The sequence below is a fragment of the Salinilacihabitans rarus genome (assembly GCF_024296665.1).
In the GTDB taxonomy this organism is placed as follows: Archaea; Halobacteriota; Halobacteria; order Halobacteriales; family Natrialbaceae; genus Salinilacihabitans; species Salinilacihabitans rarus.
Genome location: NZ_CP100762.1, coordinates 1,183,584 through 1,209,630, shown reverse-complemented (window position 1 = coordinate 1,209,630; position 26,047 = coordinate 1,183,584). Strand labels below are relative to the sequence as shown.

The window sequence follows — 26,047 nt, the reverse complement described above, 5'->3', positions numbered from 1 at the left end:
CGCCTCGACGGCTCCGTCCGGACTCGATCGGACGGCTTTTCGTCGCCGACGCGAACCTCCCTCCCATGACGGTCGTCCTCGCCGGCGTCGGCGCCGACAGCACCAACCTCGGCGCGCTCGGCCCGCTGTACGACGACGGGACCTTCGAGTACGTCCCGATCCCCGAGAAGACCCGCGACACGCGCGAGACCGAGACGCTGGGCTCGTGGTCGCTGCGGTACGACGACCGGACCGCGGCGGATCTGACGAACCGGATCAGACCCCGGCCGATCCACGACGGCGACCGCGTCGTCGCCGGCGACGCCCTCGCGTCGTGGCCGCTGCACCGCGATCCCAACTTCGAGGCGCTGACCTACGGCGAACACCGCACGAGCGGCTACGTCTCGCGGCTGCGGGCACTCGAACCGGGCGACGTCGTCGGCTTCTACGCGGGGCTGCGCCGTCCGGGCGGCGAGCGCGCCCATCGATACCTGATCGGCTACTTCACCGTGAACGAGGTCGCGACGGTCGGCCCCGACACCCCCGCCGCCGAACGCGAACGGCTGCTGGAACGCCACGCCGAGAACGCCCACGCGAAACGCGCGCGGGACGGCGACCTCTACCTCGCGGACGAGACGGTCGTGATCGTCGACGGGCGCGAACCCGGCGGCCTGTTCGAGCGCGACCCGATCCGTTTGAGCGACTACTACGTCAGGGAGGGCAACGAGCGCCCGCAGTACTACCTCCGCGAGGGGATCGCCGAGGCGTGGTCGGTGACCGCCGGCGGGGCGAACATGATGTTCAAGCCGGCCTACCGCTGTGAGCTATCGGGCGCCGCGTTTCGCGACCTGGTGGGCGTCCCCGGCGAGCGGGCGGGTCGGTAACGGGCGTCAGCCCCGCGTTCACGTTCGATAGAACACCCCGTTCGACGCCCGATTCGAGCAGTTCAAAACCGGTCGGCAGAAACCGGGGGTATGGACGAAGACTCCAGAGAACACGTCGTCCCCGGGAGCGACGAGGAGGTATCGGGGCCCGACGTTCGTGGCTACGATTTCCGTGGCTCGTTCGAGTTCGACGAGATGCTGGACGCCTACGCGACGACGGGCTTTCAGGCGACACAGCTCGCCGAAGCGATCGACATCGCCGAACGGATGCAGGCGGACGACGCGACGATCTACCTCACGCTCACGTCGAACATCGTCTCGTCCGGGCTCCGGGAGGCCGTCGCGTACCTCGTTCGCGAGGGGTACGTCGACGTGCTCATCACGACGGCCGGTTCGCTGACCGAGGACGTCATCAAAACGGCCAAGCCGTTCAAGATGGGCGAGTGGGACGCCGACGAGGCGGCGCTCAGGGAACGCGGCGTCAACCGACTCGGGAACATCTTCGTCCCTTCGGACCGGTACGTCTGGCTGGAGGAGTACCTCTACGACTTCTTCGACGACTTCTTCGCGGAGGAGAAGGTCCGAACGCCGACGGCGTTCGCACGGGAACTCGGGGAGACGCTGGACGACGAGGATTCGGTGCTGAAGCAGGCCGCGGACAACGACGTTCCGGTTTACTGTCCGGCGCTCACTGACGCGGAGGTCGGCAACTTCCTCTACTACTACCGTCGGGGACACGACTCGGAGGTCGGCATCGAGATTCTCGACGACTACGACTCGCTCATCGAGCGGTCGCTGCTGGCCGACACGACCGGGTTGATCGCCGTGGGCGGCGGCGTGCCCAAACACCACGCGATCATGACCAACCTGTTCCGCGGCGGCGCGGACTACGTCGTCTACATCTCGACGGGCGTCGAGGGCGACGGCTCGCTGTCCGGGGCCCCGCCGAACGAGGCGGTCTCGTGGGGCAAGATCAAAGAACGCGAGGACAACTACACGCTCGTCGAAGCGGAGGCGACGCTCGTGTTCCCGCTCCTGATCGCGGGCGCGTTCACGTCGTAGCGCCGGAACGGCACGCGGGTCCGCCTCGCACTCGCCCCGGGTACCGACTCCGGTCGGCGGGCCGGTGCAGTGACGCCCCGTGCCCGCCGGTCGTCGACCGTCGCCGGCGCGTCCTCGACGGGTCCGTCCACGTCGGCCGCCGCTTCGGCAACGGATCGTGCCGGTTGGACGGGCACGCACGCCGGTTCCGTTCGGACACTCGAACGAGGCGGTCCGATACCCGTCACCTCTCCGGGGTTGCCGAACCCTCGTCCAAAGAGAAACAAAATCGTTCGGATAGATTCGTCGAGCTATCGGTTCGACGACCGATTCGAGCTGACGCGCTGACCGGGAGCGTACCGTCGCAGTTCCGCCCGTCTGGCTCCGGAATCGACGGGTTCGTGCGGCCGACGGCGGCGAAGTGTGCGGTGGGGGAGGGACACGGAAAGTCCCGACACCGGCGCGGGGCCGTGGCGCTGACGCCCCCGTCGACACCCGCTGAGTGGCCGCTATTGGCCCGAAAACTGCGTCTCCCGCCGTAATCTGGTGACGAGACCGGAGATCGACGGCCCAGAGACCTATCCGATTCGAATGCATGCTCCGGTGCTGTCAGGTACGGCCAAAAAACCGCGACGCTCGCCGCGCCGGCGGCCGCGCTCGCGAGCCTGTCGGTCACCGCGAGCGAGTCGACCGGGGCCGTGCCGGCGACCGTTACCGGCCGACGTCGACGGCCGACCCCGTCTCGGCCGCCTCGTGGACCGCCCGGATCGCCTCTATGTCGAGCAGGCCGTGACGGCCGTCGGCGCCGACGTCGGCGTCGGCGAGGAGTCGGTCGGCGAAGTAGTCGAACAGTTCGGTCATCTGGTTCGCCTGGTCCGGCTCCACCGTCACCTCGTCGTCGCCCCGGCGGATCCGCAGGGCGGTCTCCATGTGAAACGCCGGCTCGAAGAGCAGTTCCCCGTCGGTGCCGACGATCCGGAGGCTCGTGGCGCCGTGGGCGTTCTGGCTCGCGGTCGCCGTGAGCAACGTCCCGTCGTCGAGCGTGACGGTGAACGCCGACCGCTCGTCGGGGACCTCGTCGAACGCCTCGTGGCGCGAGTCCATCGCGGCCCGCGCGCGGACCGGGTCGGCGTCCAGCAGGAACCGGGTCGTGTTCAGCGGGTAGATGCCGAGGTCCATCACCGACGTCCCGTACCCCGTCAGGTCGGGGTCGAGGCGCCACTGGTCGGGGTTCGGGATGATGTCCAGCAGCGTCTGCGAGTTGTTCCCGAGGGCGTGGACCGGCTCGCCGATCGCGCCGGCGCGGATCAACTCGCGCGCGTGGCGGACGAGGGGGTCGGTCTGCATCCGGTAGCCGACCATCAGCGGGACGTCGGCGTCCTCGCAGGCCTCGACCATCCGCGCGGCGCGCTCGACGGTCGCCTCCATCGGCTTCTCGCAGAGCACCGCCTTCCCGAGGTCGGCGGCCGTCTCCGCGTACTCGAGGTGGTAGGCGTTCGGCGTGCAGACGTAGATCGCGTCGTAGGCGTCGGCCGCCTCGCCGGCGTGGAACTCGTCGTACGTCACGGCGCGCTCGACGCTCTCCCAGTCGGCCGCGATGCGCTCGGCCTTCTCGGCCGACCCGCTGACGAGGACCGTCGCCTCGCTCAGGGCCGCGTCTTCGAGGGCGGGCAACACCTGGTCGGTCGTCCACCAGCCGAGGCCGATCAGCGCGAAGCGGACCGGGCCCGCGTCCTCGTCGGCGGTCCGCCACGCGCGGTACGCGTAGCCGTCGAGCAGCGATTCGAGTCCGGCGGTGGGCGTTTCCGTCACAGACACCACCTCGCGTCGGCCCCGCCGCTCGTCGCCGGCGCCGGGAAGCGCCTCCGGGACGGTCCCTCGAACGGTTCGGAGTCGGTGATTCGCATGGCGTGTGATGGGACCGGTTCGCACTAAACAGTTCGTGTCAGTTCGACGCCCGGCCGGTCGGTTCCGAATACGGCCAGCACGGGGCCCGTCCGACGGACCGAACCCGCTCCGGCGCGTTCTAATTACGTCCGTAGCGGTGTAATGGTCCGGAGGCGGCGCTCGGCCGTGGTCTCGGTTCGGGCCGGAAACCGTGGGTCGACGAGTGCGGGAATCAGATGTCGGTGACGTACGCGTAGGAGTCCGGGAGCGCCTGTGCGTCCTCGTGGAGGAGGGCGACGACGAGGCAGTCGGCGTAGGACTCGAAGTACTCGACGAGCGCGGCGATCCGGTCGGCGTCGATCGCCTCCAGCGAGTCGAGCAGCATGAACGGTACGACCTCGTGGACCTCGTGGACCAGATAGCCCGCGAGCGCGAAGACGAGGCCCGTCACCTCGCGTTCGCTCTCGGAGAGGTGTTCGACGCGGTCCTCGTAGGTCGTCCCGTCGTCGGCCGTCCGGACGACGTGGAGGTCGAACGCCGACCGGGAGGTCGTCCGGCGGCCCTCGCGGACGGTCGTCTCGTGGCGCTCGATCCAGATGCGATCGATGTTCTCGTACTCGAGGATCGCGAGGATCGACTCCATGTGGTCGTTGAACGCCTCGACGGCGTCCGCCTCGATGCGGTCGACGCGGGTCCGAAGCTCGGTCAGTTCCTCGCGAATCCCCTCGCGTCGGTCTTCGAGGTCGCTTCGCTCATCGAGGCGCGTCTCGATCTCCTCGATCCGGTCTTCGATCTCCTCGCGCTCGTCTTCGAGGTCACCGATCTCGAGTTCGAGCCGGTTGGCCTCCCGGTGGAGGTCGAGCACCTCGCCGTAGTCGGCGCGCTCGAACGAGTCCGTCTGCGCTTCGAGTTCCTCGACGCGCTCCTCGCGCTCCTCGCGCTCGGCTTCGAGTTCCTCGATGCGCTTCTCGCGCTCGGCGAGTTCGGTTTCCACGTCGGCCAGCCGCGTCCGGAGGCGCTCGATCCGCTCGGTCCGCTCCTCGATCTCCGCCTGCCGGCGCGCGAGTTCGTCGATCCGCTCCTGGAGGTCGTTGCGCTCGGCCAGTTTCTCCTGGTGGAGGTCCTGGAGCCGATCGAGGGTCGTCTCGATCCGCTCGCGCCGGACGGTCGAGCCGCAGGTCCAGCAGACGGTCTCGTCGGCGTCGGCGACGAGCCGGTCCGTGACGTCGCCGTCGCCGCCCTGATCGAGCGTCTCGCCGAAGTCGGGGCCGCCGTCGGCCAGCTGGTCCTCGTTGAACCGGATGACGCTGCGCAGTTCGTTCAGCGTCGACTCGAGCGACCGTTTTCGCTCGCGAAGCTCCCGGACCCGACCTTCGAGCCGCTCCGGCGACTCCGGTTCGTCCGCGTCGGTCCCCTCGAGTTCGTCCCGCAGTCGCTCGCGCTCGCGTTCGAGTTCGTCGCGGCTCTCCCGTTCCGTCTCGAGGTCGAACTCGACGTCTTCGAGGGCCTCTCGTGCCCCCCGGAGGTCGGCGAACGTCTCCTCCAGTTCTCGTTTCGCCCGACGGCTCCGCTCGACGTCCGCGTCCGCCCGTTCGAGCGCCGCCTCCAGTTCGTCGAGACGCTCCTCGCGCTCGGCGAGGTCGGCCTCGACGGCGGTCCGTCGCTCCTCGAGGGCGGGGAGTTCCTCCTCTAGCCCTTCGAGGTCCGCGAGGCGCTCGTCGACGTCGCGTTTCTCCGCTTCGAGCATCGTGATCTCGGCCTGAATCTCGTCGGTGTCGATCGGCCGCATGATGAGTTCGCGGAGGTCGTCGCCCCGGCGGACGGCCCGCCGCGCCTCGTTCGATTCGAGCAGGAACGCGAAGAGGTCGGCGAGTTCGGGGTCGTCGAGGTACGGATCGCCGTCGAAGGCGACCGTCTCGTCGCGGCGGGTGAGCGTCCGCGTGTATCGCTCGCCGTCGAACGTGAGTTCGACGCGGCCCTCCTCGGCGTCTCCCTTCAGGGAGGGGCGACGGCTCCCGAGGGCCGCCATGATCGCCTGCAGGAACGAGGTGCGGTTCGTCGCGTTTCGCCCCGACAGGACGTTCACCCCCGGACGGAGCGTCACGTCCGTACTGTCGATGCCGCCGACGTTCTCGGCGACTACCTCGACCGGTGAGTCGACCGCGTTGAGCGAAGGCATTCGTTCGACAATTGGTGTCCCGGCCTAAATAGTGTCACGTCGAGCGTCCGGGGGCGGTGGCCGCGGTCACTCGCAGTCGCAACCGCCGCGCTCGACGAGGTCGTCGACGGCGTAGTCGGTTCCGCACCGACCGCAGACGGCCCGAACGTCGACGAAGACGTCGTAGTTGCGCTCGGTCAGCAGGTCCGCCTGGACGAGTTCGTCGAGCGTCGAGGCGGTGACGACCTGCGTCCGGGTCGCGAGGCGCTGGATCGTCTCCCGCTTGCGGTCGAGTCGGTCCTCCTCGTCGCGGTCGAGTTCCGCCCCGCGGACGTCCGTCAGGTAGGTGTGGATCGCCTGGTGGGTGACGACGTCCGACAGGACGCCGTCGACGTCGACGCCCGCGCGTTCGAGTTCGCGGCGCTTTCGCACTTCGTCCGATCGGCTGACGTCGTCGTCGGTGAGGATCCGGTAGGTGCTCTCGACGTCCGCGTCGATCGGTGACTCGCCGGCCTCGCGCAGCGCCGCCCGGAGCACGGCGAGGTTGAACTCCCGCGCGAGGTCCCGGAGACTCGTCCGCTCGCGCCCCTCGCCGAGCCACGCGGCCTCGAGTCGCTCGCCCCACCCGTCGAGGTCGTACGCGTCGATCACCCGCTCGACTTTCGTGCGCCGCCGTCGCCCCGATTCGTCCGCCATACCCACTCAAACAGACGAGACCGCTACAAATGTTTCGCACCGGCGACGCGCCGCGAGCGGGGGGCGCTGCCGGGGTCGGCCGGCGGGTCCGACGTAGGTCCGTTACAGATACCGTATCATGGCTGTGAACTTATATGACGACGACCGCCGGGCCCCGGATCGAATCGGACCGGGCGCTCACCGGCGCGCCGCGGCGAGAGGAAGGGAGCGAGTCGGTCGGCTGTAGCCGACCGAGACGACCGCAAAGCGACGAGACGAGGCCAGCCGTGGCGCGAGCCGACGGCCGAGCCGGGCGGTTCCCGCTCGAATCCGTGACGCTCTCGACTCTGGCTCGTAGTATATGTATTCTTACCATTCCCCCATACTCTATAAATTCCTATATTTGGGAGAGGGATTCGAACGGTGGCGCCGAGGGTGGCCCAGCGGTCGCGTGGCGGACGGGTCGGTACGTGTCGATGGATTCATACCGCGAGGCAGTCACCGAATGCATCGAAGAATGACGTCGGGACTGGAGACCGGGAGGCGGGGCCGATGAGGGTCCGCGTGAACTGGCGGGCCAGCGTCGCCCTCACGGGGACCGTCCTGAAGTACCTCTCGCTTACCCTGTTCGTGCCGCTGGCCGTCGGTCTCGTCTACGGCGAGGACGTCCTCGTCTTCGCCGTCTCGATCGTGCTGACGGTGGGGGTCGGGGCCGCCCTCGAACGCCTCGAGAGCGAGCCGGACCTGCAACCGCGCGAGGCGATGTTACTCGTCGCGCTCGCGTGGTTCGCGGTGGCGCTCGTCGGTGCGATCCCCTTCCTGCTGGCGGGCTACGGGACCGAATCCGCGCTGGGGGACCCGGCCAACGCCCTGTTCGAGTCGATGTCCGGGTTCACGACGACCGGGGCGACCGTGATGGAGGAGATCTCGTTCGAGCGCCACTCCCACGCCCTGCTCATGTGGCGCCAGCTCACCCAGTGGCTCGGCGGCATGGGGATCATCGTCCTGATGGTCGCCATCCTGCCCGAACTCGCGGTCAACGGCGCCCAGTTGATCGAGTCGGAGGCGCCGGGACCACAACTGCAGAAGCTCACGCCGCGGATCGCCGAAACCGCCCGCATCCTCTGGCTCGTCTACTTCGGGTTCACCGTCCTCTACGTCTTCCTGCTCTACGGCCTCCACCTCGCGGGACTCGCGGAGAACATGACCTTCTACAACGCGGTCGCCCACGGCTTCACGACCCTCCCCACCGGCGGGTTCTCGCCGGAGGGCGACAGCATCGCGGCGTTCTCGGCGGCCGTCCAGTGGGTGGTCATCCCCTTCATGGTGATCGCGGGGACCAACTTCGCGCTGTTCTGGTACCTGTTCTCCGGCGAGACGCGCCGGATCGTCCAGAACACCGAGTTCCGCAGCTACGCGGGCGCGATGGCCGTCCTGACCGCGATCCTCGCCGCGTTGCTCTACGGCGGCGTGGCACCCCCGCTTGGCGACCTCGGCGGAACGACCGGCGGCGTCACGGAGAACTCGCTGCGACAGGCCGCCTTCCAGATCGTCTCGCTGCTGACCTCGACCGGCTACGCGACCAGCAACTTCGTCGAGTGGAGCGAGACGGGCAAACTCGTGCTCCTGTTCGCGATGTTCGTCGGCGGCTCCGCCGGCTCGACCGGCGGCGGCGTCAAGGTGATCCGGTGGGTGATCGTGCTCAAGACCCTCCGTCGGGAGCTGTTCGTCGCGGCCCACCCGGAGGCGGTCAAGCCGATCCGGCTCGCCGGCAACGTCGTCGACGAGACGGCGATCCGCGGCGTCCTCGGCTTCACCTTCATGTACCTGCTCGTCTTCGGCGTCTCGACCGTGGTCATCGCCCTCGACGCCGCCCGGATCGGCTACCCGCTCTCTACCCTCGAAGCGATCAGCGCGAGCCTCGCCACGATCGGCAACATCGGTCCGGGGTTCGGCTCGCTCGGCCCCTTCGGGAACTACAACGACTTCCCGAGCACGTCGAAGCTGCTGATGGTGTTCCTGATGTGGATCGGCCGCCTCGAAATCGTCCCCGTCCTCGTGCTGTTCACCGGCGGTTTCTGGCGTCGATAGCCTAGTCGCGCGTGACGCCAGGGTTCGTCACGGCGCCGTCGGCCGCCGAGTCGAAGTCGCGGCCGTACTTCGCGAGCACGCCGCCCTCGTAGGCCGGGTCGGGCCGGTCCCACTCCTCGCGGCGCGCGGCGAGTTCGTCCTCGTCGAGGTCGACCGCGAGGGTACGCTCGGGGACGTCGACGGTGACCTCGTCGCCGTCCTCCAGCAGGCCGATGGGGCCGCCGACGAACGCCTCGGGGGCGACGTGGCCGATCATCGGCCCGCGGGTCCCCCCCGAGAAGCGGCCGTCGGTGACGAGCGCGACGTCGTCCTCGTGGCCGGCGCCGACGACGGCCGCGGTGACGCCGAGCATCTCGCGCATCCCGGGGCCGCCGCGGGGCCCCTCGTTGCGGATGACGATCACGTCGCCGGACTCGACGTGCCCCTCCTGTACGTAGCGCATCGCGTCCTCCTCGTTCTCGAAGATGCGCGCGGGCCCCTCGTGGTGGAACTGGTCCTCGCCGGTGGCCTTGAGCACCGCGCCGTCGGGCGCGAGGTTGCCCGAGAGGATCTTGATCGCGCCCTCCTCTTCTTTCGGGTCGTCGACGGGATAGAGGAAGTCGGCGTCGATCTCGTCGTCGTCCGGGAGCCCGTGTTCTTCCTCCAGGTGTCGGAGTTCCTCCTCGATCGTCCGACCCGTGACGGTCGTCGCGTCGCCGTGGAACAGGCCGGCGTCGAGCAGACGGCGGATCACGATCGGCACGCCGCCGAGTTCGTGGAGGTCGTTCATCACGCTGTCGCCGCCGGGTTGCATGTCGGCGATCTTCGGCGTCCGCTTCGAGACCTCGTCGAAGTCCTCGATTTCGAGGTCGACGCCGGCCTCGCGGGCGAGCGCCAGCAGGTGGAGCACGCCGTTCGTGGAGCCGCCGATGGCGGTCTGGAGCGCGATGGCGTTCTCGAACGACTGCCGGGAGAGAATATCGGAGGGGCGACGCTGCGCCTCGACGACCTCGACGGCGAGTTCGCCGGCCTCGCGGGCGACCGCGTAACGCTCGTGGTGTTCGGCCGGCGGGGCGGCGCTGCCAAGCGGCGCGAGACCCAGCGCCTCCGAGATGGAGGCCATCGTGTTCGCGGTGAACATCCCGCCACAGGAACCGGCGCCGGGGCAGGCGTTTCGTTCGAGTTCGTCGAGTTCCTCGGCGTCCATCTCGCCGGCCCCGTAGGCGCCGACGCCCTCGAACACCTGGACGATGGTGACGTCGCGGCCCTCGTGCTGGCCCGGCATGATCGACCCGCCGTAGAGAAAGACGGAGGGCAGGTCGGTCCGGATGGCGGCCATCATCATCCCGGGGAGGTTCTTGTCACAGCCCGCGACGGTGACGAGGCCGTCGACGCGCTCGCCGAAGGCGACGAGTTCGACGCTGTCGGCGATCACCTCGCGGGAGATCAGCGAGGCTTTCATCCCCTCGGTCCCCATCGAGATGGCGTCGGAGATGGTGATGGTGCCGAACTCGATGGGCATCCCGCCGGCCTCGTCCGTGCCCTCGATCGCCGCCTCGGCGACGTCGTCGAGGTGGACGTTACAGGGGGTGACGTCGGCGGCCGGGTTGGCCACGCCGATCATCGGCGAGGAGAGGTCCTCGTCGTCGAAGCCCATCGCCCGGAACATCGCCCGGTGGGGGGCCTTCTCGGCCCCCTCGGTCACGTCCCGGCTCGGCAACCGTTCGTCCTTCCCGTGGTCGAACTCGCTGTCTTCGCTCATAGTCGCAGGTGGGCCCCGGGGGGCATAAGTCACCCCTCCGGGTCAATCGTTGCTGGCGATCCCGGATCGGCCGAACGGCTTCGGCCGCCGGCTCACTCGACCGCCCCGAGTCGGGCCTCCGCCTCGGCGAGGGCCGCCTCCGTGTCGACGCTCTCGAACGTCCGGCCGTCGAGACCGTCGAGGTCGTCGCCTTCGAGGACGACGGGGTCGATCTCCGCGAGCGCCGTCACGATCCGCCCGTCCTCGGCCAGTGCCGTCGCGCAGGCCCGCCGCATCGGCTCGCGCCGGTAGACGGCCTGCGTGGTCTGGAGCCAGCCGTCGTCGAGGCGAACCACCGCGGCGTCGGCGTCCGCCGCGCGGGCGCGCTCGAACAGCCGGTCGAGCAGCGCGGGGTCGACGAACGGCATGTCGCAGGCGACGACGGCGGCGTACTCCCGGTCGGTCGCCGAGAGGCCGGTCCGGATGCCGGCGACGGGGCCGCGGTCGGGGACCGGGTCGAGCGCGTACCGGACCGTCGGCTCGCATCCGTCCAGGGCCGCCGCGATCGGGTCGCGTTGCTCCTCGCGGCAGTTGACGACGACCGCGTCGGTCACCTCGCCCACGCGGTCGACGACCCGGCGGATCATCGGCGTGCCGGCGAGGTCGGCGACCGCCTTGTCGCGCTCGCCGAACCGGGTCGAGTAGCCGCCCGCGAGGACGACCCCCGCGAGCGATCGGTGGGTGGGCACGGCGCGGCTGTACGGCCGCCCGCGATATAACTGCGTTCCTCTCTCAGTCGTCGGCCGTGCCGGCCTCCTCGCCGCCCTCGATCGGCTCGACCTCCGCCGTCGCGGCCTTGTACTCCGGAATCTTCGCGAGCGGGTCGAGCACGTCGTTGGTGAGGGTGTTCGCGCGAGCGTCCGAGAAGTGCGGCGTCGTCCAGATCGACCCCTCAGCGATGTCCTCGGTGACGTTCGCCTCCAGAACGATCTCGCCGCGGCGCGTCCGCACCGCGACGTAGTCGCCGTCCTCGATCCCCCGTTCGGCGGCGTCGGCGGGGTGGATGTCGACGAAGTTCTCGGAGGTGCGGCGCACGAGCGTCGGCGACCGCGTGCTCATCGTCCCGGTGTTGTAGTGTTCCTCGATGCGGGCCGTGGTGAGCCGCAGCGGGAACGCCTCGTCCTCGACCTCGGCGGGATCCTGGTGGCGTACGCCCCGGATCACGCCGCGGCCGTCCTCGGTGTCGAAGGAGTCGGCGTAGAGGTAGAGGTCGCCCTCGTCGTCCTCGTCGTAGCAGGGCCACTGCAGGCCCTCGTGGCCGAGGCGCTCGTAGGTGATCCCGTGGTAGATCGGCGCGACCTGCCTGAGTTCCTCGAAGACCGCCTCGGGGCCGTCGAAGTCGAACCCCTCGCCGAACAGCCGCGTGCCGACCGCACGGAGGATGTCGAGGTCGTGGCGGGTGTTGCCCGGGACCGTCGTGGCGGGGCGCATCCGCTGGACCCGGCGGTCGGTGTTGGTCACCGTCCCGCCGCGTTCGGCCCACGACGTCGCCGGGAGGACGACGTCGGCGAACTCGGCCGTCTCGGTCATGAAGATGTCCTGGACGACGAGGAATTCGAGGTCCTCCATGCGGCGCTCGACCGCGGTGGCGTCGGGTTCGCTCATCACCGGGTTCTCGCCGACGACGTACAGCGCGTGGACGTCCTCGCCGAGCGCGTTCGAAATCTCGACGCTCGTCATCCCCGGTTCGGACGGAACCTCGAAGTCCCAGACCTCCTCGACGGACGCGCGCGCCTCGTCGTCCTCGACGTCGAGGTAGCCCGGCAACACGTTCGGCAGCGCGCCCACGTCGCTGGTCCCCTGGACGTTGTTCTGGCCCCGCAGCGGGTTCACCCCGGTGCCGGGGCGGCCGAGGTTGCCCGTGATCAGCGCGAGGTTCACCTCGTTCTGGACGTTGTCGACGCCGCAGGTGTGCTGGCTCATCCCCATGCCCGTGAAGATGGCGGCGCTGTCGGCCTCCGCGTAGATGCGTGCGGCCTCCCGGATCTTTTCGAGGGGGACCTCGCACGTCTCGGCCGCCGCCTCGACGTCGAGGTCTGCGAGCGTCGCCTGCAGGTGGTCGAACCCCCGCGTCCGCTCCTCGACGAACTCCTCGTCGTACAGCCCCTCGTCGATGATCGTCTTCAGGACGACGTTCAGCAGGGGGATGTCCGTGCCGGGTTTGAGCTGCAGGTGCAGGTCGGCGTCGTCGCTCGTCTTGTTCACGTGCGGGTCGACCTGCACGACGGTCGCGCCGTCGCGTGCGGCCGCCCGGAAGTACTTGCTGTGGGCGATGACGTGCTGCTCGGCGGGGTTCGCCCCCTGAATCCAGAAGACGTCGGCGTCGTCGCGCAGGTCCTGCATGCTGTTCGTCATCGCGCCGGCGCCGAGGCTGTTCCGGAGGGTGTACACCGTCGAGGCGTGACAGAGCCGCGCGCAGTTGTCGACGTTGTTGGTCCCGTACCGGCGTGCGAGCTTCTGGACGAGGTAGCTCTCCTCGTTGGTCACCTTCGAGGAGGCGAAAAAGCCCGCCGCGTCGGGCCCGTACGTCTCGCGGACGCGGTCGAGTTCGTCGACGACGCGCCCGAGGGCCTCCTCCCACGTCGCCTCGCGGAACTCGTCGCCCTCCCTGATCAGCGGTTCGGTGAGCCGATCCTCGTGGTCGACGACCTCGGTCGCGGTGCTCCCCTTGACGCAGAGGGGGCCCTCGTTGACCGGCGCGTCGAACCACGGCGCGAACGAGACTTCGCCGTCCTCGTCGCCCGGCTGGAGCGTGAGCCCGCAGCCGACACCGCAGTACGGACAGATCGTGTGTACGCCGCGCTCGTCTGCTCCCATACGTACTAGACGGTTCAATAGCGTCATGAGTCTTTGGTCGGACGGAGGGTAGTCTCCGGCTCGGAGACTGGTTGAGGCGGTCAGAATCGCGGGTTTGACGTTCCGGTTCGGGCGCCGTCAGCCGTCCCGCGCCGGCCGGTCGCGGGCGACCGGCGTCGCCGCGTCGACGACCGACCCGAGCCCCAGCCGGTCGAGCAGCGAGGCCGTCGGCATCCCGTCCTCGCTCCAGCCTCGCGCCGCGTAGTACGCCGACAGCAGCCGGTCGAACGCCTCGCCGTCGAGGCCGCGCCCGGTCCCGTCCTCGCGCCCGTCGGTGAGCAGCGCCGGCAGCGAGTCGTCCGCGCGGTCGAACCCCTCCCGGACGTTGACGAGGCGCGTGAGCGTCCACACTCGCTCGCCGACCGTCCGCAGGTCGCCGTCGGGGTCGACCCCGACCGCCGCGAGCCACGCCGCGACGAGGTCGTCGTCGAGTACCTCGCCGACGAAGTCGTCGACGACCAGCGACCAGCGGACCGACCGGCGGTCCTGCTCGGCCCGCACGGTCGCGACCCGCTCGGCGTCGGACCAGCCGCGGCCGTCGACCGCCTCCCGGAAGACCGGGCGGGCACGCCGGTGGCAGGCGCCGCGGTCGCTCGTGGCGAACGCCAGCGCCATCGCCGGCGAGCCCCGCGGGTCGTACGAGGCGAGGCTCATCCCCTTGATCGTCGGCGCGAGGTCGGCCGCGCCGAGGCGGTCCGCGGCCGCCGCGACGCCGTCGGCCAGCGCGTCGCCGAGGCGCCCCTCCCGTGTCGCGACCGCGTCGATCAGCGCCCGCGCCGTCTCGGGGTCGCCGAAGGTCGCCCCGTCCGCGACGCCGTCGAGGAGCGCGGGGTCGAGCGACCCCTCCTCGGCGGCACGGAGCGCCCACCCGACGGCGTTCCCGGCGCCGATCACGTCGAGGCCGAGACGGTCGCAACGCTCCCCGAGTTCGACCACGGCGTCGAACTCGCCGATGCCGAGGCCGGCCCCGAGGGCGATGGGCGTCCCCCCGCGGGGGACCACTTCGCCGTCCCGGCCCGCGACCCGGAAGTCGCCGGGCGTCGAGTCGGCGGGCCGTTCGCGGCCCGCGCTCGCCTCCCGGACGGCGTCGATGCCGAGGTCAGAGGCGCCCTCGAACGAGCCGCGTCGCCAGCCCCGGGTCGGCAACACGCCCGCCTCGTCCGCGGCGTCGATCGTCTCCATCGTCCCGCTCGCGCCGAGCCACCGGCCCGTCTCCGACTCGGCGAACCGGCGGCGGGTGCGCGCGCGCAACTCGCGGACGGCGGCGGGGGCGTCCGCGAGGCGCTCGTCCGGCGGCGGGCCGCGGACGACGAGCGCCTTGAGCCGCTTTGCCCCCATCACCGCGCCGGCGCCCCCGCGGCCGGCGTGGTGGTCGCCGCCGTCGGCGGCGATCGTCGCGTACCGGACGCGGTTCTCGCCGGCCGGGCCGACACACGCCACCGCGGCGTCCGGGAACGCCTCGTCGGTCGCCCGGGCGTCCGCGCCCCACAGGTCGGTCGCGCTCCGGAGGCGGACCTCGCCCGCGTCGAGTACGAGCGCCGTCGGCTCCGGCGCCCGCCCGGTGATCGACAGCACGGTCGCCCCGAGCGCGCCGGGGAGGCGCGCGGCGACCGTCCCGCCGCAGTAGGAGTCGAGGAACGCGCCGGTCAGCGGCGACTTCGTGACGACCGCGACCCGCGGCTCGCCGGGGACGAGCCCGGAGAGCGGGCCGAGGGCGAACAGGAGGGCGTTCCCCGGCGCGAGCGGGTCGACGCCCGGCCCGACGTCGTCGTAGAGGTAGCGGGCGGCAAGCCCCTTCCCGCCGAGGAACCGCCGGCGCCGACGCTCCGGGATCGGCTCGCGGGCGACCGAGCCGTCTCCGAGGTCGACTCGCACGACGTCGGGCGCCGGCGAGGGCGCGGGCGCTCGTCCCATGGCTGATCGGTCGGCCCGAGGCCGAAAAGCGGTTGTGGTCGACTCAGTCGACGACCGCGACCAGCGGCTCCGGCGCGATCATGCTCGCGAGGACGACCCGCGAGACGCGGCCGGCCGCCGCCGCGTCGGCGTCGCGGATCCGGTCTGCCACGTCGAGGGCGACCTCGCGGGCGGCGTCGTCGTCGACTGCGTTGAGCACGGGGACGTAGGTCGCCCCCTCCGGTACGCCCTTCAGGCCGCCCTCGGGGCTGGTCAGGACGGCCGCGACGTCGGCGGGTTCGATCGGCTCCCCGAGCGACCGGCCGGTGACGGCCGCGACGCGCTCCGGGCGGTGGACGTGTGCCGCCGCCAGCGGGCGGCCGACGGCGTCGACGCTCGCGATCGCCAGCACGGCGTCGGCCGCCCGCGGCACCTGCGGTTCGGCGTCGCCGGGGGCTTTCAGCAGGCGCGTCCGCGCGCCGTCGGCCTTGACGAGGACGTGCTCGGCGTCGCCCTCGCGGGCGAGTCGGTCCACGGTCGCCGGGTCGTAGCCCGCGTACCGGTCCTCGCGGTCCCGGGACGGGACCAGCCCCAGCGGCCACGACTCCGCGTCGGCCACCGCAGCGACGGGGTCGGCCGCGACCCGCACCTCGGCGACGTGCTCGTCGAAGATCGGGATCCGGACCGTCGAGGTGACGACGGCGCGGTCGAGCCGTCCGGCCAGTTCGTACAGCGTCGTCTTCTTCCCGCCGGCGCCGACGACGCAGGTCGTCCCGGCGTCGGCGCCGAGGGCCGTCACGAGGTCCATGCCGGCGCCTACGGCCGACGGGGGCAAAACGCCGGCGGTCGTCGACCCCGGCGCCGTCAGTCGTTGCCACCGCCGAAATCCCCTTCCCGGGGCTTCCCCTACGCCGTCCCATGGCGACGGTCACGGTCAGCGCGGGCGCGCGGCTGCACGTCGGCTTCCAGAACCTCTCGCTCGCGCGCGAACGGCTCTACGGCGGGATCGGCGTCGGCCTCGAGGAGCCCCGGGTGACCGTCCGCGCCGACCCCGCCGACGGCGTCGAGGCCGACGACCCGCTCGCCCGCGAGTACGCGGCCCGCGCCGTCGACCGCCTCGACGTGCCGGGCGTCGCGGTCTCGCTCGACCGGCGGCTCCCGCGCCACGTCGGTCTCGGCTCGGGGACGCAACTCGCGCTGGCGGTGCTGGCGGCGACCGCACGCGCCCACGGCCGCGACCCGCGGGCCCGCGAGCGCGCGCCGGCGCTGGGTCGCGGCGGGCGCAGCGGCGTCGGCGTCGCCACCTTCGAGGCCGGCGGGTTCGTCGTCGACGCGGGCCACCCGACCGGCCGGTTCACCACGGAACCCCCGCGAGAGGGCGACTGGACGGTGCCGCCGGTCGTCGCCCGCCACGACCTGCCCTCGTCGTGGCGCTTCCTCGTCGTCGTCCCCGAGGCCGACCCCGGCCGCAGCGGCGAGGACGAGGACGCGAGCATGCGCGCGGTCGTCGAGGACGCCGACCCCGCCGTCGCCGACGAGATAGCGGGCGCGCTCACCCGGAAACTGTTGCCCGCCGCCGCGGAGGGACGGCTGGAGGCGTTCGGCGCCGCGGCCGCCGAGATCGGCCGCAAGAACGGCGCGTGGTACGCCGACGCGCAGGGCGGGCTGTTCCGCCCGCCGGCGGGCGAACTCGTCGAGGCGCTCTCGGCGTGTCCGGTCGTCTCGGGCGTCGGCCAGTCCTCGTGGGGCCCCGTCGTCTACGGCCTCACCGACGCCGACCACGCCGCGGAGGCGCGGGCGGCCGCCGCCGACGCGCTCGACGACCTCGGCTGTGCCGGCGAGGTACTCCTCTCGGCGCCGGCGTCCGCCGGCGCGGACGTACGCGAGCGCGGGTGAGCCGACACGAGACACGAGCGCACGGCGGTTCGTTTTTGCGGTCGCGGATCGTACGCGCGGGCATGCAGTTCTGTGACGACTGCGGCTCGATGATGAAAGCCGACGGCGACCGCATGGTCTGTACGAACTGCGGGGCCGCCATCGACCGCGACCGCGAGGCGGAAGCCGAGTTCGTCACCACGGAATCGCAGACGTTCGACGACGTGATCGAGTCCGACGAGGGGGCGAACTTCGAGGGCAAGCCCATCACCTCCGACGTCCGCTGTGAGGAGTGTGGGAACGGCGAGGCGTGGTACACGATCAAGCAGACCGCCTCCGCCGACGAGCCGCCGACGCGCTTTTTCAAGTGTACCGAGTGCGGTTACCGCTGGCGGGAGTACAGCTGACGTTTTCCTCCATCGACTCCGCCGTCGGACCGCCGCAACGTTCACGAAAGACGATGAGTCAGGCAAACATTCGTACGGTGCGGGGATTTTTGCGGTCGGGCGCGTAGGAACGTGATATGCGACTGCACAACAGGGGAGTCAGACAGGACGTCCGCGAACTCGGGGCGCTGCTCGGGGACGTACTGGAAGAGCAGACGTCCCGACGGGCGTTCGAGACCGTCGAGTCGTGTCGCACCGCCGCCATCGACTACCGCTCCGGCGACATCGACTCGCGCGAACCGCTCGCCCGCGAACTCGAGGGGCTCTCGCCTCACCAGCAGCGGATCGTCGCGCGCGCGTTCACGACCTACTTCGAGTTGATCAACCTCGCCGAGGAGCGCGAGCGCGTCCGGTCGATCCGCGCGGACTCACAGGAGGGGACCCTGGAGGACAGCCTCGAACAGGCCGCCGCGGAACTCGCCGAGGAGGACACCGAGACCGTCGAGCGCATCCTGGAGGACGTCCTCATCGAGCCGACGTTCACCGCCCACCCGACCGAGGCCCGCCGGAAGACGGTCAAGGCCAAACTCCGGGCGGTCGCGACCCACCTCGAGACGCTCGACGAGCGCCTGCTGACCGACAAGGAGAGCGAGCAGGTCTGGCGCGACGTCGACGCCGAGGTGACGAGCCTCTGGCAGACCCCGCAGGTACGGAAACGCCAGCCAGAACCCGAGGACGAGGCCCGCAACGTCCAGTGGTACCTCGAGAACACGCTGTTCGACGTCGTCGGCGAGGTCTACGACGAACTGGCCGACGCCCTCGAAGACGAGGTCGGCGCGAATCTGGACGTCCCCAAACTCTTCGAGTTCCGCTCGTGGGCCGGCAGCGACCGCGACGGCAACCCGTTCGTCACGCCCGAGGTGACCGCGAACACCCTGGCGCGCCAGCGCGAGGTCGTCATCGAGAAGTACCGGGACGAACTCAAGCGCCTCTCGGGCGTCCTGAGTCAGGACGGTAGCCGGATCGACGCCGGCGGCGAGTTCGCGGCCTCGCTGGAGGCGGACCGCGAGCGCCTGCCCGGCAGCGCCCGCACGGCCGAGGAGCGTTACCCCGGCGAACCCTACCGCCAGAAGCTCAAGCTCATGCGCGAGCGCCTCGAACGGGTCGGCGACGTCCGTCCCGGCGGCTACGACGGCGTCGAGGAACTGCTCGCCGACCTCGACCTCATCGCCGCGAGCCTCCGGGAGAACGGCGCGGAGACGGTCGTCGAGGCCCACGTCGACCCCCTCCGCCGGCAGGTGGCGACGTTCGGCTTCTCGCTGGCGAGCCTCGACCTGCGCGACCACCGCCAGAAACACACCGACGCCATCGCCGAGACGCTGGAGCGCCAGGGGGTCGACTACAAGTCCCTGTCGGAGGACGAGCGCGTCGAGTTGCTGACCGACGCGATCCTCCAGGACGGACCGGTGATCGACCTCGAAGACCGCGAGGACCTCTCGGAGGGGACCGCGCGCGTGTTGCGGCTGTTCGCCAGCCTCGCGGACTGGCAGGCCGAGTACGGCGTCCACGCGGTGGACACCTACTGCATCTCGATGACCGAGGAGCCAAGCCACGTCCTCGAGGTGCTCTTCCTGGCCGACCAGTCGGGCATCGTCTCGCTGCCCGAGCACGCGGGTATCGACGTCGTCCCGCTGCTCGAAACCGAGTACGCCCTCTCGGGCGCCCGGCGGATCATGGGGACGCTGTTCGAGAACGAGGCCTACGCGCAGGCGCTCGAAGCCCGCGGGCGGACCCAGGAGATCATGCTGGGTTACTCCGACTCGAACAAGGAGAACGGGTTCCTCGCCGCCAACTGGTCGCTGTACAAGAACCAGCGACGCCTCGCGGAGATCTGTGAGGACCACGACGTGAAGATGCGGCTGTTCCACGGTCGCGGCGGTTCGATCTCCCGTGGCGGCGGTCCGATGAACGAGGCGCTGCTCGCGCTGCCGAACTCGACGGTGACGGGGCAGGTGAAGTTCACCGAGCAGGGCGAGGCCATCTCGGAGAAGTACGGCAACCCCCGGATCGCCGAGCGCAACATCGAGCAGATGCTCAACGCCCAGCTCCGGGCGCGAAAGCGCGCGCTCGAACAGCCCCGCGAGAACGTCCCCGACGAGTGGCTCGACGCGATGGAGACGATGGCCGACGCCGCCCGCCGGGAGTACCGCGACCTCCTCGAGTCGGAGGGGTTCGTCCAGTACTTCGAGCAGGCGACGCCGATCACGGTCATCGAGAACCTGGACCTCGGCTCGCGGCCCGCCTCCCGCAGCGGCGAGCGCACCGTCGAGGACCTGCGGGCGATCCCGTGGGTGTTCTCGTGGACGCAGGCGCGGTGCATCCTGCCCGGCTGGTACGCAATCGCCGAGGGGATCGACGCCTACCTCGAAGACGACGGCTCGGTGGAGACCCTCCAGGAGATGTACGACGAGTGGGCGTTCTTCCGGACGACGCTCGACAACGCCGCGCTCTCGCTGTCGCGGACCGAACTCGAAATCGCCGCGGAGTACGCCGACCTCGCCGACGAGGACCTGCGCGAGGCGTTCTTCCCGCGGGTGAGCGAGGAGTACGAGCGCGCGGTCGACCTCGTGACGACGATCGGCCAGCGCGAGACGCTGCACACCCGCGACTGGCTCGGGGAGAACCTCGAACGGCGCAACCCTTACGTCGACCCGCTGAACCTGCTGCAGACGCATCTGCTCGGGCGGACCCACCGCACCGACGTCGAGGAGCGGACCCTGCGGCTGACGGTGAAGGGCATCGCCGCCGGGATGAAAAACACCGGGTAGGTCCCGTCCACGACTCCCGGGACGCCGGCGGCCGTCCCGTTTGCCGATCGAAACGTCCGCTAGTTTTACCTGTCGCCGCGTGGTCCGTTGGCGACCATGTGTGACGAACAATCACACCACACGTTCGGACGGTCGAACCGGCGCCGGTTCCTCGGTGGGGCGGCGTCGGCGCTGGCGGCGGCCGCCTACGCGCGGCCGGTCCCGGCGGAGATGGCGGCACGGGTGACGAACGCCGCCGACGGCGACGTCCAGCGCGTCGCCTCGCCCGACGGCTCGCTCGCGGTGACGGTCGACGTCTCGGACGGGACGCCGACGTACGCCGTCACCTGCGAGGGGACGACGTGCGTCGAGCCGTCGACGCTCGGCTTCGACTTCCGGAACCAGCCGCCGTTCGGCGCCTCGGCCGACGGCGCCGACGGATCGCCGATCGAAGTGACCGGGAGCGAAAGCGCGTCCGAGACCGAGACGTGGGAGCCGGTCTGGGGCGAGTTCGACCGGGTCGCGGCCGACTACGAGTCGCTGACCCTCGGGCTGGCGGAGGCCGAGGGCCCCGGCCGGTCGGCGAACCTCGAGATCAGGGTCTTCGACGACGGTCTGGGCTTCCGGTTCGTCCTCGGCGACGGCTTCGCGAGCAACGCCGACCGGGCCGTGCTCACCTCGGAGAACACCGCGTTCGCGTTCGCCGGCGACTACACGGCGTGGTGGATTCGCAACGAGGTGGTCAACCCGCGGTTCGAACAGGAGTACGCGGAGACGCCGCTGAGCGAGATTCCGGCCGGCACCCGCGAGACGCGGCCGACCGGCACGCCCGTCCGCGACGGCGCGCACACGCCGCTTACGGTGCGGACCGACGACGGCGTCTACCTGAGCGTCCACGAGGCGAACCTCGACGACTACGCGTCGGCGACGCTCGCGCCCCGGTCGGCCGGCGGGACGACGCTCGACGTCGAACTCACGCCGCTGCCCGACGGGACGAAGGCGTCGCTCGCGACGCCACACGCGACGCCGTGGCGGACGATTCAGGTCGGGACGCGCCCGGGCGACCTGATCGAGTCGCAGTTGCTCCCGCTGCTCGCGGACCCGCTCGACGAGTCGGCGTTCCCGAGCGTCGACGGCGAACCGGACGTCGACTGGATCGAGCCCCGGAAGTACGTCGGCGTCTGGTGGACGATGATCGCCGGCTCCGCCGAGTGGGAGTACCTGCCGGACGAGGCGTTCGCCAGCCCCGAGGAAGCGGCCGGCTACGTCCACGGCGCCCGGACCGAGCGCGCCAAGCGGTACATGGCGTTCGCGAGCGAGAACGGCGTCGACAGCGTACTCGTCGAGGGCTGGAACGAGGGCTGGGACACCTTCCCCGGCGACGGCACCGGCATGGAGTTCGGCGTCGACGACTCCTACCCGGACTTCGACGTCCGCGAGGTCACCGCGTTCGGGCGCGACCTCGACGCGCCGGTCGAGATGACGATGCACAACGAGACGGCCGGGGCGCTCCCGAACTACGAGCGCCAGATCACCGAGGACGACGTCTTCGCCGAGTACGAGGACCTCGGGGTCCGCTCGATCAAGAACGGCTACGTCTCCGACCCGGGGCTCGGCCTCGACGAGGCCGACGACGGGCGCGAGCCGACGCACAACCAGCACAACCAGCTTGCGGTCAACCACCACCGGCTGGTCATCCGGGCGGCCGCGACGAACCGCAAGCTGCTCGAGATCCACGAGGGGATCAAGCCCACCGGTGAGATCCGCACCTACCCCAACGTGGCCAACCGCGAGGTCGTGCGGGCACAGGAGTTCGACGGCTTCGGCTACCTCGCGTCGACCCTCGGCCGGGACCACCACGTCACGCTCCCGTTCACGCGGATGCTCGCCGGGCCGACGAGCTTCCAGCCCGGCATCTTCGACCTCACGTTCACCGACGACCGGGGCGGGCAGGTCCAGACGACGCGGGCGAAACAGCTCGCGATGTACCCGACGTATCTCAGCGGCCTCCAGATGATCGCCGACCGGATCGAGGCCTACGTCGACGAGACGTTCGCGGTCGGCGAGGTCCTCCACGCCGCCGCCGGCGACGTCGACGGCCTCGTCACCGAGGACGAGTGGCGCGACGCCTTCGGGACGAACTACGTCGCGGTCGACCCCAACCGGGCGCCGAGCGGGTCGTCGGTCTCGTTCGTCGTCCGCGACGTCCCGGAGGCGGGTACCTACGACCTCCACCTGCGCTACGCGAGCGCGCCACGGGACAACGCCGAACGCGTGATCGACGCCGGCGGCCCGCGGGCGACCCTGCGGGTGAACGAGGCGACCGAGACGATCACGCCCGAGTTCACGGAGTACTGGGACGACTGGGCCGTGTTCACGACCGAGATCGAACTCGACGCGAGCGACAACGAGGTCGCCGTCGAACTGCGCTACGACGACTCGGACGGGTTCGAGGGCGACGTCGGCGGCTTCAACGTAAACGCCGTTGCGGTGACCGAGCACGGCGAGCCGTCGCCCCTGCCGGCCGAGTACGAGGGCTACGAGCCCGAAAACGAGAACTTCGAGACGGTACCCGAGTTCGACTTCATCGAGGCCGTCCCGGCGGCCGGCTGGGACGAGACGCGGGTCGTCGACTCGGCGATCGGCGACTACACGGTCGTCGCCAGACGGGCCGGCGAGGAGTGGTACGTCGGCGCGATGACCGACGAGGGCGGGCGTGCGATCGACGTCCCCCTCGAGTTCCTCGCGGCCGGCGAGTCCGGGGACGCCCCGGGGAACGGCCCGAAGGGGCCGAAGTACGTCGCCGAGATCTACTCCGACGGCATCGGCGGCGGGGTCGACGCCGACCTCGAAGCCGTCAGGATCGACGAGGCGGTCGTCGACCCGGGGACGACGCTGCTCGCGTCGACGGCTCCCAGCGGCGGGACCGCCGTCCGCCTCCGCCCGGCGCGGGGACGGGAGCGACGCGACCTGCCCGCCTACGAGCGCCCGGAGCAGGACCTCGAATTCGACGTCGAGGCCGAACCCGGGCTGGGCGAGCGGTTCGTCACGGCCACCGGCTCGAACGACGGGGACTACGTCGGCGGCACCACGGTCGAGATCGAAGTCGACGGCGACCTCGCCGTCGTCGACAACGTCCGACTACCGCCGGGGGCGACCGACGAGACGGTCGCGCTGAGCTACACGCTCGACTCCCTCGGCACGTACGAGGTCGCGGTCCGCGACCCCGAGGACGGCGCCGTCCTCGCCGCCGAGACCGTCACCGTCGCGCCGGGGGACGTCGTCGCCGAACTCGACGACCCGAGCGGCGACGACCACGGCCCCGGCGAGTACGTCTACCCGACCGACGACGCGTTCCGGGAGGGCGCGTTCGACCTCCGCTCGGTCGGCGTCTACGAGGACGAGGCGTCGTACCTGTTCAGTTTCGAGGTCGAGAGCCTCTACGACGCCTTCGGCGGCGAGTTCTCGCCACACTACTTCGTCCTCTACCTGCGCGACCCCTCGCTGGAGGGCGGCCGGACGACCGAACTCGGCGACCTGAACGTCACCGTCGAGTTCGAAGAGGAGTGGCACTACCGGATCGACGTCAACGGCTTCGACTCGGGGGTCGTCGACGCCGAGGGGACCGACCTCGGGACGCCGGAGACGTTCGTCGACTTCGAGGGCGACACCGTCGTCGCGTCGGTCGGGAAGGACCTGCTCGCGGACGTCGACTTCGAGGCCGCCGAGGTGCTGCCGGTCGTCGGCTCCGAGGACTTCGGCGCGTTCCGCCCCGTTCGGGTCGAGGCCGGCGCCTTCGTCTTCGGCGGCGCGACGGAGGGCGCGGTCGAGAACGCCCCGCGGATCGTCGACCTCGTGACGCCAGCGGGCGTCGACCAGTCCGAGGCGCTCGCCTACGACGCCGACTCGCTCGCGGCGGTGCCGTTCACGCCGCTGTAGCGGACACGAGGCGGGCGCTCGATCCCGTCGCCTTCACTCGACGGTCGGCACCGGCACCGATTCGAGGACGGTCTCGACGATCTGTGACTTCCGGACCTCGTTGACCGTCGCGTCGGGCGTGAGCACGAGGCGGTGGGCGAGCACTGGCTGGGCGACGCGCTTGATGTCGTCGGGGGTGACGTACTCGCGGCCGGTGATCGTCGCGTAGGCGCGGGCGGCCTCGAACAGCCGCTGGGTGCCACGCGGGGAGACGCCGACCTCGACGCGGCCGTCAGAGCGCGTCTCGCGGACCAGCGCGACGACGTACTCCAGCAGGTCCTCGTCGACGGTGATCGTCTCGGGGACCCGCCGGAGGTCGGCCACGGCGTCCGATTCGAGCACGCGCTCGACGGTGGGGCTCATCGCCTCGCGGCCGGCGCGCCGGCGCAGCAGTTCCGTCTCGCCTTCCTCGTCGGGGTAGCCCATCGAGGTCTTGACGAGGAAGCGGTCGACCTGCGCCTCCGGCAGCGGGAACGTCCCCTCCTGTTCGACGGGGTTCTGGGTGGCGATGACGAAGAACGGCTTCGGGAGTTCGCGCGTCTCGCCGTCCGTGGTGACCTGTCCTTCCTCCATGGCCTCCAGGAGGGCGGCCTGGGTCTTCGGCGGCGCGCGGTTGATCTCGTCGGCCAGCACGATGTTGGCGAAGATCGGTCCCTCGTTGAACTCGAACTCGCGCTCGCGCTCGTTGAACACGTGCGTCCCGGTGACGTCGGAGGGCAGCAGGTCGGGGGTAAACTGGATGCGCGAGAACGACAGGCCGAGGGCGTTCGCGACGCTGCGGGCGGTCAGCGTCTTGCCCGTCCCGGGCACGTCCTCCAGCAGGACGTGGCCGCGGCCGACGACGCCGACGAGGACGGTTTCGAGGAACTCGCGGTCGCAGATGACCGCCTCGCCGATCGCGTCGAGGACGGCCTCACACTCCTCGCTCGCCTGGGTGACGTCCATGCGAGGCCGGTCGCGTCCCCCTCCCATAGTTCTTCCGCTCGCCTGTCAGGTTCGACGAACGTGGATGGTTCGCACGCGGCGGACGAATCGAAACCGATAAAATCGTCACCCGGATAGGTTGGGGTGAGCCGAGATAGCCTAGCCCGGCCAAGGCGGCAGATTCGAAATCTGCTGTCCTCACGGACTCGGGAGTTCAAATCTCCCTCTCGGCGCTTTTCCGCGAACGACGCCGCGAGCACCGCGTAGCGTGCTCCGTCCGCGAACACCGCGCCTGCCGACTACTCGTAGATCCGCTCGCGTCCCTTCGACCGCGAGCGCGGCCCAGAGCCGCCAGAGCCGCCGAGCAGTCGTTTGAGCAGCAGGTAGCCGAGGTAGAGGACGACCGCGAGGACGGCGAGCGAGACGGCGGCCCCGACCACCCACGTGACGACCGCAAACAGGAGGGCGACGAGGCGGAACGCGAGCCAGAGGGCGAGCAGCGCGAGCAGGGCGACGCCGCCGAGGCGGAGCCAGTCGGTCATGGGCGAGAGTAGTAGCCGAGACTACGTGAGTCTTCCCCGCTCGATCGGGCGGCGAAACTCGGCGGGTTGATGGGGGGCGGGGGCGAACGGCCGGACATGGAACCTCGAAGACGGGCGATCGTCGCGACGCTCTGGCTCGCGGTCGCGGGCGTGATGGCGCTGACGCTCGAACCGGCGGTGCCGTCGACCGCCGGCGAGGTCGCGCGGCTGTTCGTCGTCGTGCTGGCGACGTTCCTCGCGATCGTTTACGCCGTCGACCCGTGGGGCGTCCTCGACCACGGGCTCGACTAG

The 26,047-nt window shown here is 70.7% G+C and carries 18 protein-coding genes and 1 tRNA gene; 9 read left to right on the top strand and 10 right to left on the bottom strand.

What is annotated here, in order from left to right; genetic code table 11:
• The first annotated feature begins 65 nt into the window (after positions 1 to 65).
• Together NKG98_RS06370 and NKG98_RS06365 are read left to right on the top strand one after the other, a co-directional pair.
• Positions 66 to 863 (top strand): Nmad3 family putative nucleotide modification protein, encoded by a 798-nt coding sequence (locus NKG98_RS06370; RefSeq protein WP_254768825.1) that lies wholly within the window; start codon positions 66 to 68, stop codon positions 861 to 863.
• Positions 864 to 953: 90 nt separating this feature from the next.
• Positions 954 to 1,925, top strand: a complete 972-nt coding sequence (locus NKG98_RS06365) for a deoxyhypusine synthase (protein WP_254768824.1) — start codon at positions 954 to 956, stop codon at positions 1,923 to 1,925.
• A gap of 690 nt (positions 1,926 to 2,615) precedes the next feature.
• Here NKG98_RS06365 and gfo6 read toward each other — a convergent pair.
• The 3 genes from gfo6 to rdfA all read right to left on the bottom strand — a co-directional run bounded on the left by gfo6 (position 2,616) and on the right by rdfA (position 6,645).
• On the bottom strand, positions 2,616 to 3,716 hold the full coding sequence (gene gfo6 / locus NKG98_RS06360; RefSeq protein WP_254768823.1) for a D-xylose 1-dehydrogenase Gfo6: 1,101 nt from the start codon (positions 3,714 to 3,716) through the stop codon (positions 2,616 to 2,618).
• A 307-nt stretch (positions 3,717 to 4,023) separates the two neighbouring features.
• Positions 4,024 to 5,970, bottom strand: a complete 1,947-nt coding sequence (locus NKG98_RS06355) for an archaea-specific SMC-related protein (RefSeq protein WP_254768822.1) — start codon at positions 5,968 to 5,970, stop codon at positions 4,024 to 4,026.
• 66 nt (positions 5,971 to 6,036) lie between these two features.
• The gene (rdfA, locus tag NKG98_RS06350; protein ID WP_254768821.1) at positions 6,037 to 6,645 is read right to left on the bottom strand and encodes a rod-determining factor RdfA; all 609 of its coding nucleotides are present in this window, start codon (positions 6,643 to 6,645) and stop codon (positions 6,037 to 6,039) included.
• 531 nt (positions 6,646 to 7,176) lie between these two features.
• Between rdfA and NKG98_RS06345 the strand changes: the two genes are divergently transcribed.
• A complete protein-coding gene (locus NKG98_RS06345; protein ID WP_254768820.1) occupies positions 7,177 to 8,715 on the top strand; it encodes a TrkH family potassium uptake protein in 1,539 nt (512 codons plus the stop codon).
• 1 nt (position 8,716) lies between these two features.
• Here NKG98_RS06345 and ilvD read toward each other — a convergent pair whose 3' ends face one another.
• The 5 genes from ilvD to yqeC all read right to left on the bottom strand — a co-directional run bounded on the left by ilvD (position 8,717) and on the right by yqeC (position 16,052).
• Positions 8,717 to 10,456, bottom strand: coding sequence for a dihydroxy-acid dehydratase (gene ilvD, locus NKG98_RS06340; protein ID WP_254768819.1), 1,740 nt, complete (start codon positions 10,454 to 10,456; stop codon positions 8,717 to 8,719).
• A gap of 92 nt (positions 10,457 to 10,548) precedes the next feature.
• Positions 10,549 to 11,184, bottom strand: a complete 636-nt coding sequence (mobA, locus tag NKG98_RS06335; protein ID WP_254768818.1) for a molybdenum cofactor guanylyltransferase — start codon at positions 11,182 to 11,184, stop codon at positions 10,549 to 10,551.
• A gap of 43 nt (positions 11,185 to 11,227) precedes the next feature.
• Positions 11,228 to 13,312 carry a formate dehydrogenase subunit alpha gene (gene fdhF / locus NKG98_RS06330; RefSeq protein WP_254768817.1) on the bottom strand — a complete coding sequence of 695 codons (2,085 nt, stop codon included), beginning with the start codon at positions 13,310 to 13,312 and terminating at the stop codon, positions 11,228 to 11,230.
• Between the two features lie 117 nt (positions 13,313 to 13,429).
• A complete protein-coding gene (locus NKG98_RS06325) occupies positions 13,430 to 15,265 on the bottom strand; it encodes an aldehyde ferredoxin oxidoreductase family protein (RefSeq protein WP_254768816.1) in 1,836 nt (611 codons plus the stop codon).
• Between the two features lie 43 nt (positions 15,266 to 15,308).
• Positions 15,309 to 16,052: a selenium cofactor biosynthesis protein YqeC gene (yqeC, locus tag NKG98_RS06320; RefSeq protein WP_254768815.1), complete on the bottom strand. Its 744-nt coding sequence runs from the start codon at positions 16,050 to 16,052 to the stop codon at positions 15,309 to 15,311.
• Between the two features lie 110 nt (positions 16,053 to 16,162).
• Between yqeC and NKG98_RS06315 the strand changes: the two genes are divergently transcribed.
• From NKG98_RS06315 to NKG98_RS06300, 4 genes are all read left to right on the top strand, one after another.
• Entirely contained in the window at positions 16,163 to 17,140 is a 978-nt protein-coding gene (locus NKG98_RS06315) for a beta-ribofuranosylaminobenzene 5'-phosphate synthase family protein (protein WP_254768814.1), read from the top strand.
• A 62-nt stretch (positions 17,141 to 17,202) separates the two neighbouring features.
• A complete protein-coding gene (locus NKG98_RS06310) occupies positions 17,203 to 17,526 on the top strand; it encodes a transcription factor S (protein ID WP_254768813.1) in 324 nt (107 codons plus the stop codon).
• Between the two features lie 116 nt (positions 17,527 to 17,642).
• Entirely contained in the window at positions 17,643 to 20,333 is a 2,691-nt protein-coding gene (gene ppc / locus NKG98_RS06305; protein ID WP_254768812.1) for a phosphoenolpyruvate carboxylase, read from the top strand.
• A gap of 96 nt (positions 20,334 to 20,429) precedes the next feature.
• Positions 20,430 to 24,251, top strand: a complete 3,822-nt coding sequence (locus NKG98_RS06300; RefSeq protein ID WP_254768811.1) for a glycoside hydrolase family 97 N-terminal domain-containing protein — start codon at positions 20,430 to 20,432, stop codon at positions 24,249 to 24,251.
• A 33-nt stretch (positions 24,252 to 24,284) separates the two neighbouring features.
• Here NKG98_RS06300 and NKG98_RS06295 read toward each other — a convergent pair whose 3' ends face one another.
• Positions 24,285 to 25,235, bottom strand: a complete 951-nt coding sequence (locus NKG98_RS06295) for an AAA family ATPase (RefSeq protein ID WP_254768810.1) — start codon at positions 25,233 to 25,235, stop codon at positions 24,285 to 24,287.
• A gap of 127 nt (positions 25,236 to 25,362) precedes the next feature.
• Here NKG98_RS06295 and NKG98_RS06290 point away from each other — a divergent pair.
• A tRNA-Ser gene (locus NKG98_RS06290) sits at positions 25,363 to 25,447 on the top strand.
• A gap of 66 nt (positions 25,448 to 25,513) precedes the next feature.
• Here NKG98_RS06290 and NKG98_RS06285 read toward each other — a convergent pair.
• Complete coding sequence (locus NKG98_RS06285) at positions 25,514 to 25,756, bottom strand: hypothetical protein (RefSeq protein WP_254768809.1); 243 nt, start codon at positions 25,754 to 25,756, stop codon at positions 25,514 to 25,516.
• 96 nt (positions 25,757 to 25,852) lie between these two features.
• Between NKG98_RS06285 and NKG98_RS06280 the strand changes: the two genes are divergently transcribed.
• The gene (locus NKG98_RS06280) at positions 25,853 to 26,047 is read left to right on the top strand and encodes a hypothetical protein (protein WP_254768808.1); all 195 of its coding nucleotides are present in this window, start codon (positions 25,853 to 25,855) and stop codon (positions 26,045 to 26,047) included.

Bases quoted from the DNA above. Each gene is read 5' to 3' on its own strand.
- NKG98_RS06370 (WP_254768825.1), top strand. From the start codon at position 66: ATGACGGTCGTCCTCGCCGGCGTCGGCGCCGACAGCACCAACCTCGGC.
- NKG98_RS06365 (WP_254768824.1), top strand. From the start codon at position 954: ATGGACGAAGACTCCAGAGAACACGTCGTCCCCGGGAGCGACGAGGAG.
- NKG98_RS06355 (WP_254768822.1), bottom strand. From the start codon at position 5,970: ATGCCTTCGCTCAACGCGGTCGACTCACCGGTCGAGGTAGTCGCCGAG.
- rdfA (WP_254768821.1), bottom strand. From the start codon at position 6,645: ATGGCGGACGAATCGGGGCGACGGCGGCGCACGAAAGTCGAGCGGGTG.
- NKG98_RS06345 (WP_254768820.1), top strand. From the start codon at position 7,177: ATGAGGGTCCGCGTGAACTGGCGGGCCAGCGTCGCCCTCACGGGGACC.
- ilvD (WP_254768819.1), bottom strand. From the start codon at position 10,456: ATGAGCGAAGACAGCGAGTTCGACCACGGGAAGGACGAACGGTTGCCG.
- fdhF (WP_254768817.1), bottom strand. From the start codon at position 13,312: ATGGGAGCAGACGAGCGCGGCGTACACACGATCTGTCCGTACTGCGGT.
- NKG98_RS06325 (WP_254768816.1), bottom strand. From the start codon at position 15,265: ATGGGACGAGCGCCCGCGCCCTCGCCGGCGCCCGACGTCGTGCGAGTC.
- yqeC (WP_254768815.1), bottom strand. From the start codon at position 16,052: ATGGACCTCGTGACGGCCCTCGGCGCCGACGCCGGGACGACCTGCGTC.
- NKG98_RS06315 (WP_254768814.1), top strand. From the start codon at position 16,163: ATGGCGACGGTCACGGTCAGCGCGGGCGCGCGGCTGCACGTCGGCTTC.
- NKG98_RS06310 (WP_254768813.1), top strand. From the start codon at position 17,203: ATGCAGTTCTGTGACGACTGCGGCTCGATGATGAAAGCCGACGGCGAC.
- ppc (WP_254768812.1), top strand. From the start codon at position 17,643: ATGCGACTGCACAACAGGGGAGTCAGACAGGACGTCCGCGAACTCGGG.
- NKG98_RS06300 (WP_254768811.1), top strand. From the start codon at position 20,430: ATGTGTGACGAACAATCACACCACACGTTCGGACGGTCGAACCGGCGC.
- NKG98_RS06295 (WP_254768810.1), bottom strand. From the start codon at position 25,235: ATGGACGTCACCCAGGCGAGCGAGGAGTGTGAGGCCGTCCTCGACGCG.
- NKG98_RS06285 (WP_254768809.1), bottom strand. From the start codon at position 25,756: ATGACCGACTGGCTCCGCCTCGGCGGCGTCGCCCTGCTCGCGCTGCTC.
- NKG98_RS06280 (WP_254768808.1), top strand. From the start codon at position 25,853: ATGGAACCTCGAAGACGGGCGATCGTCGCGACGCTCTGGCTCGCGGTC.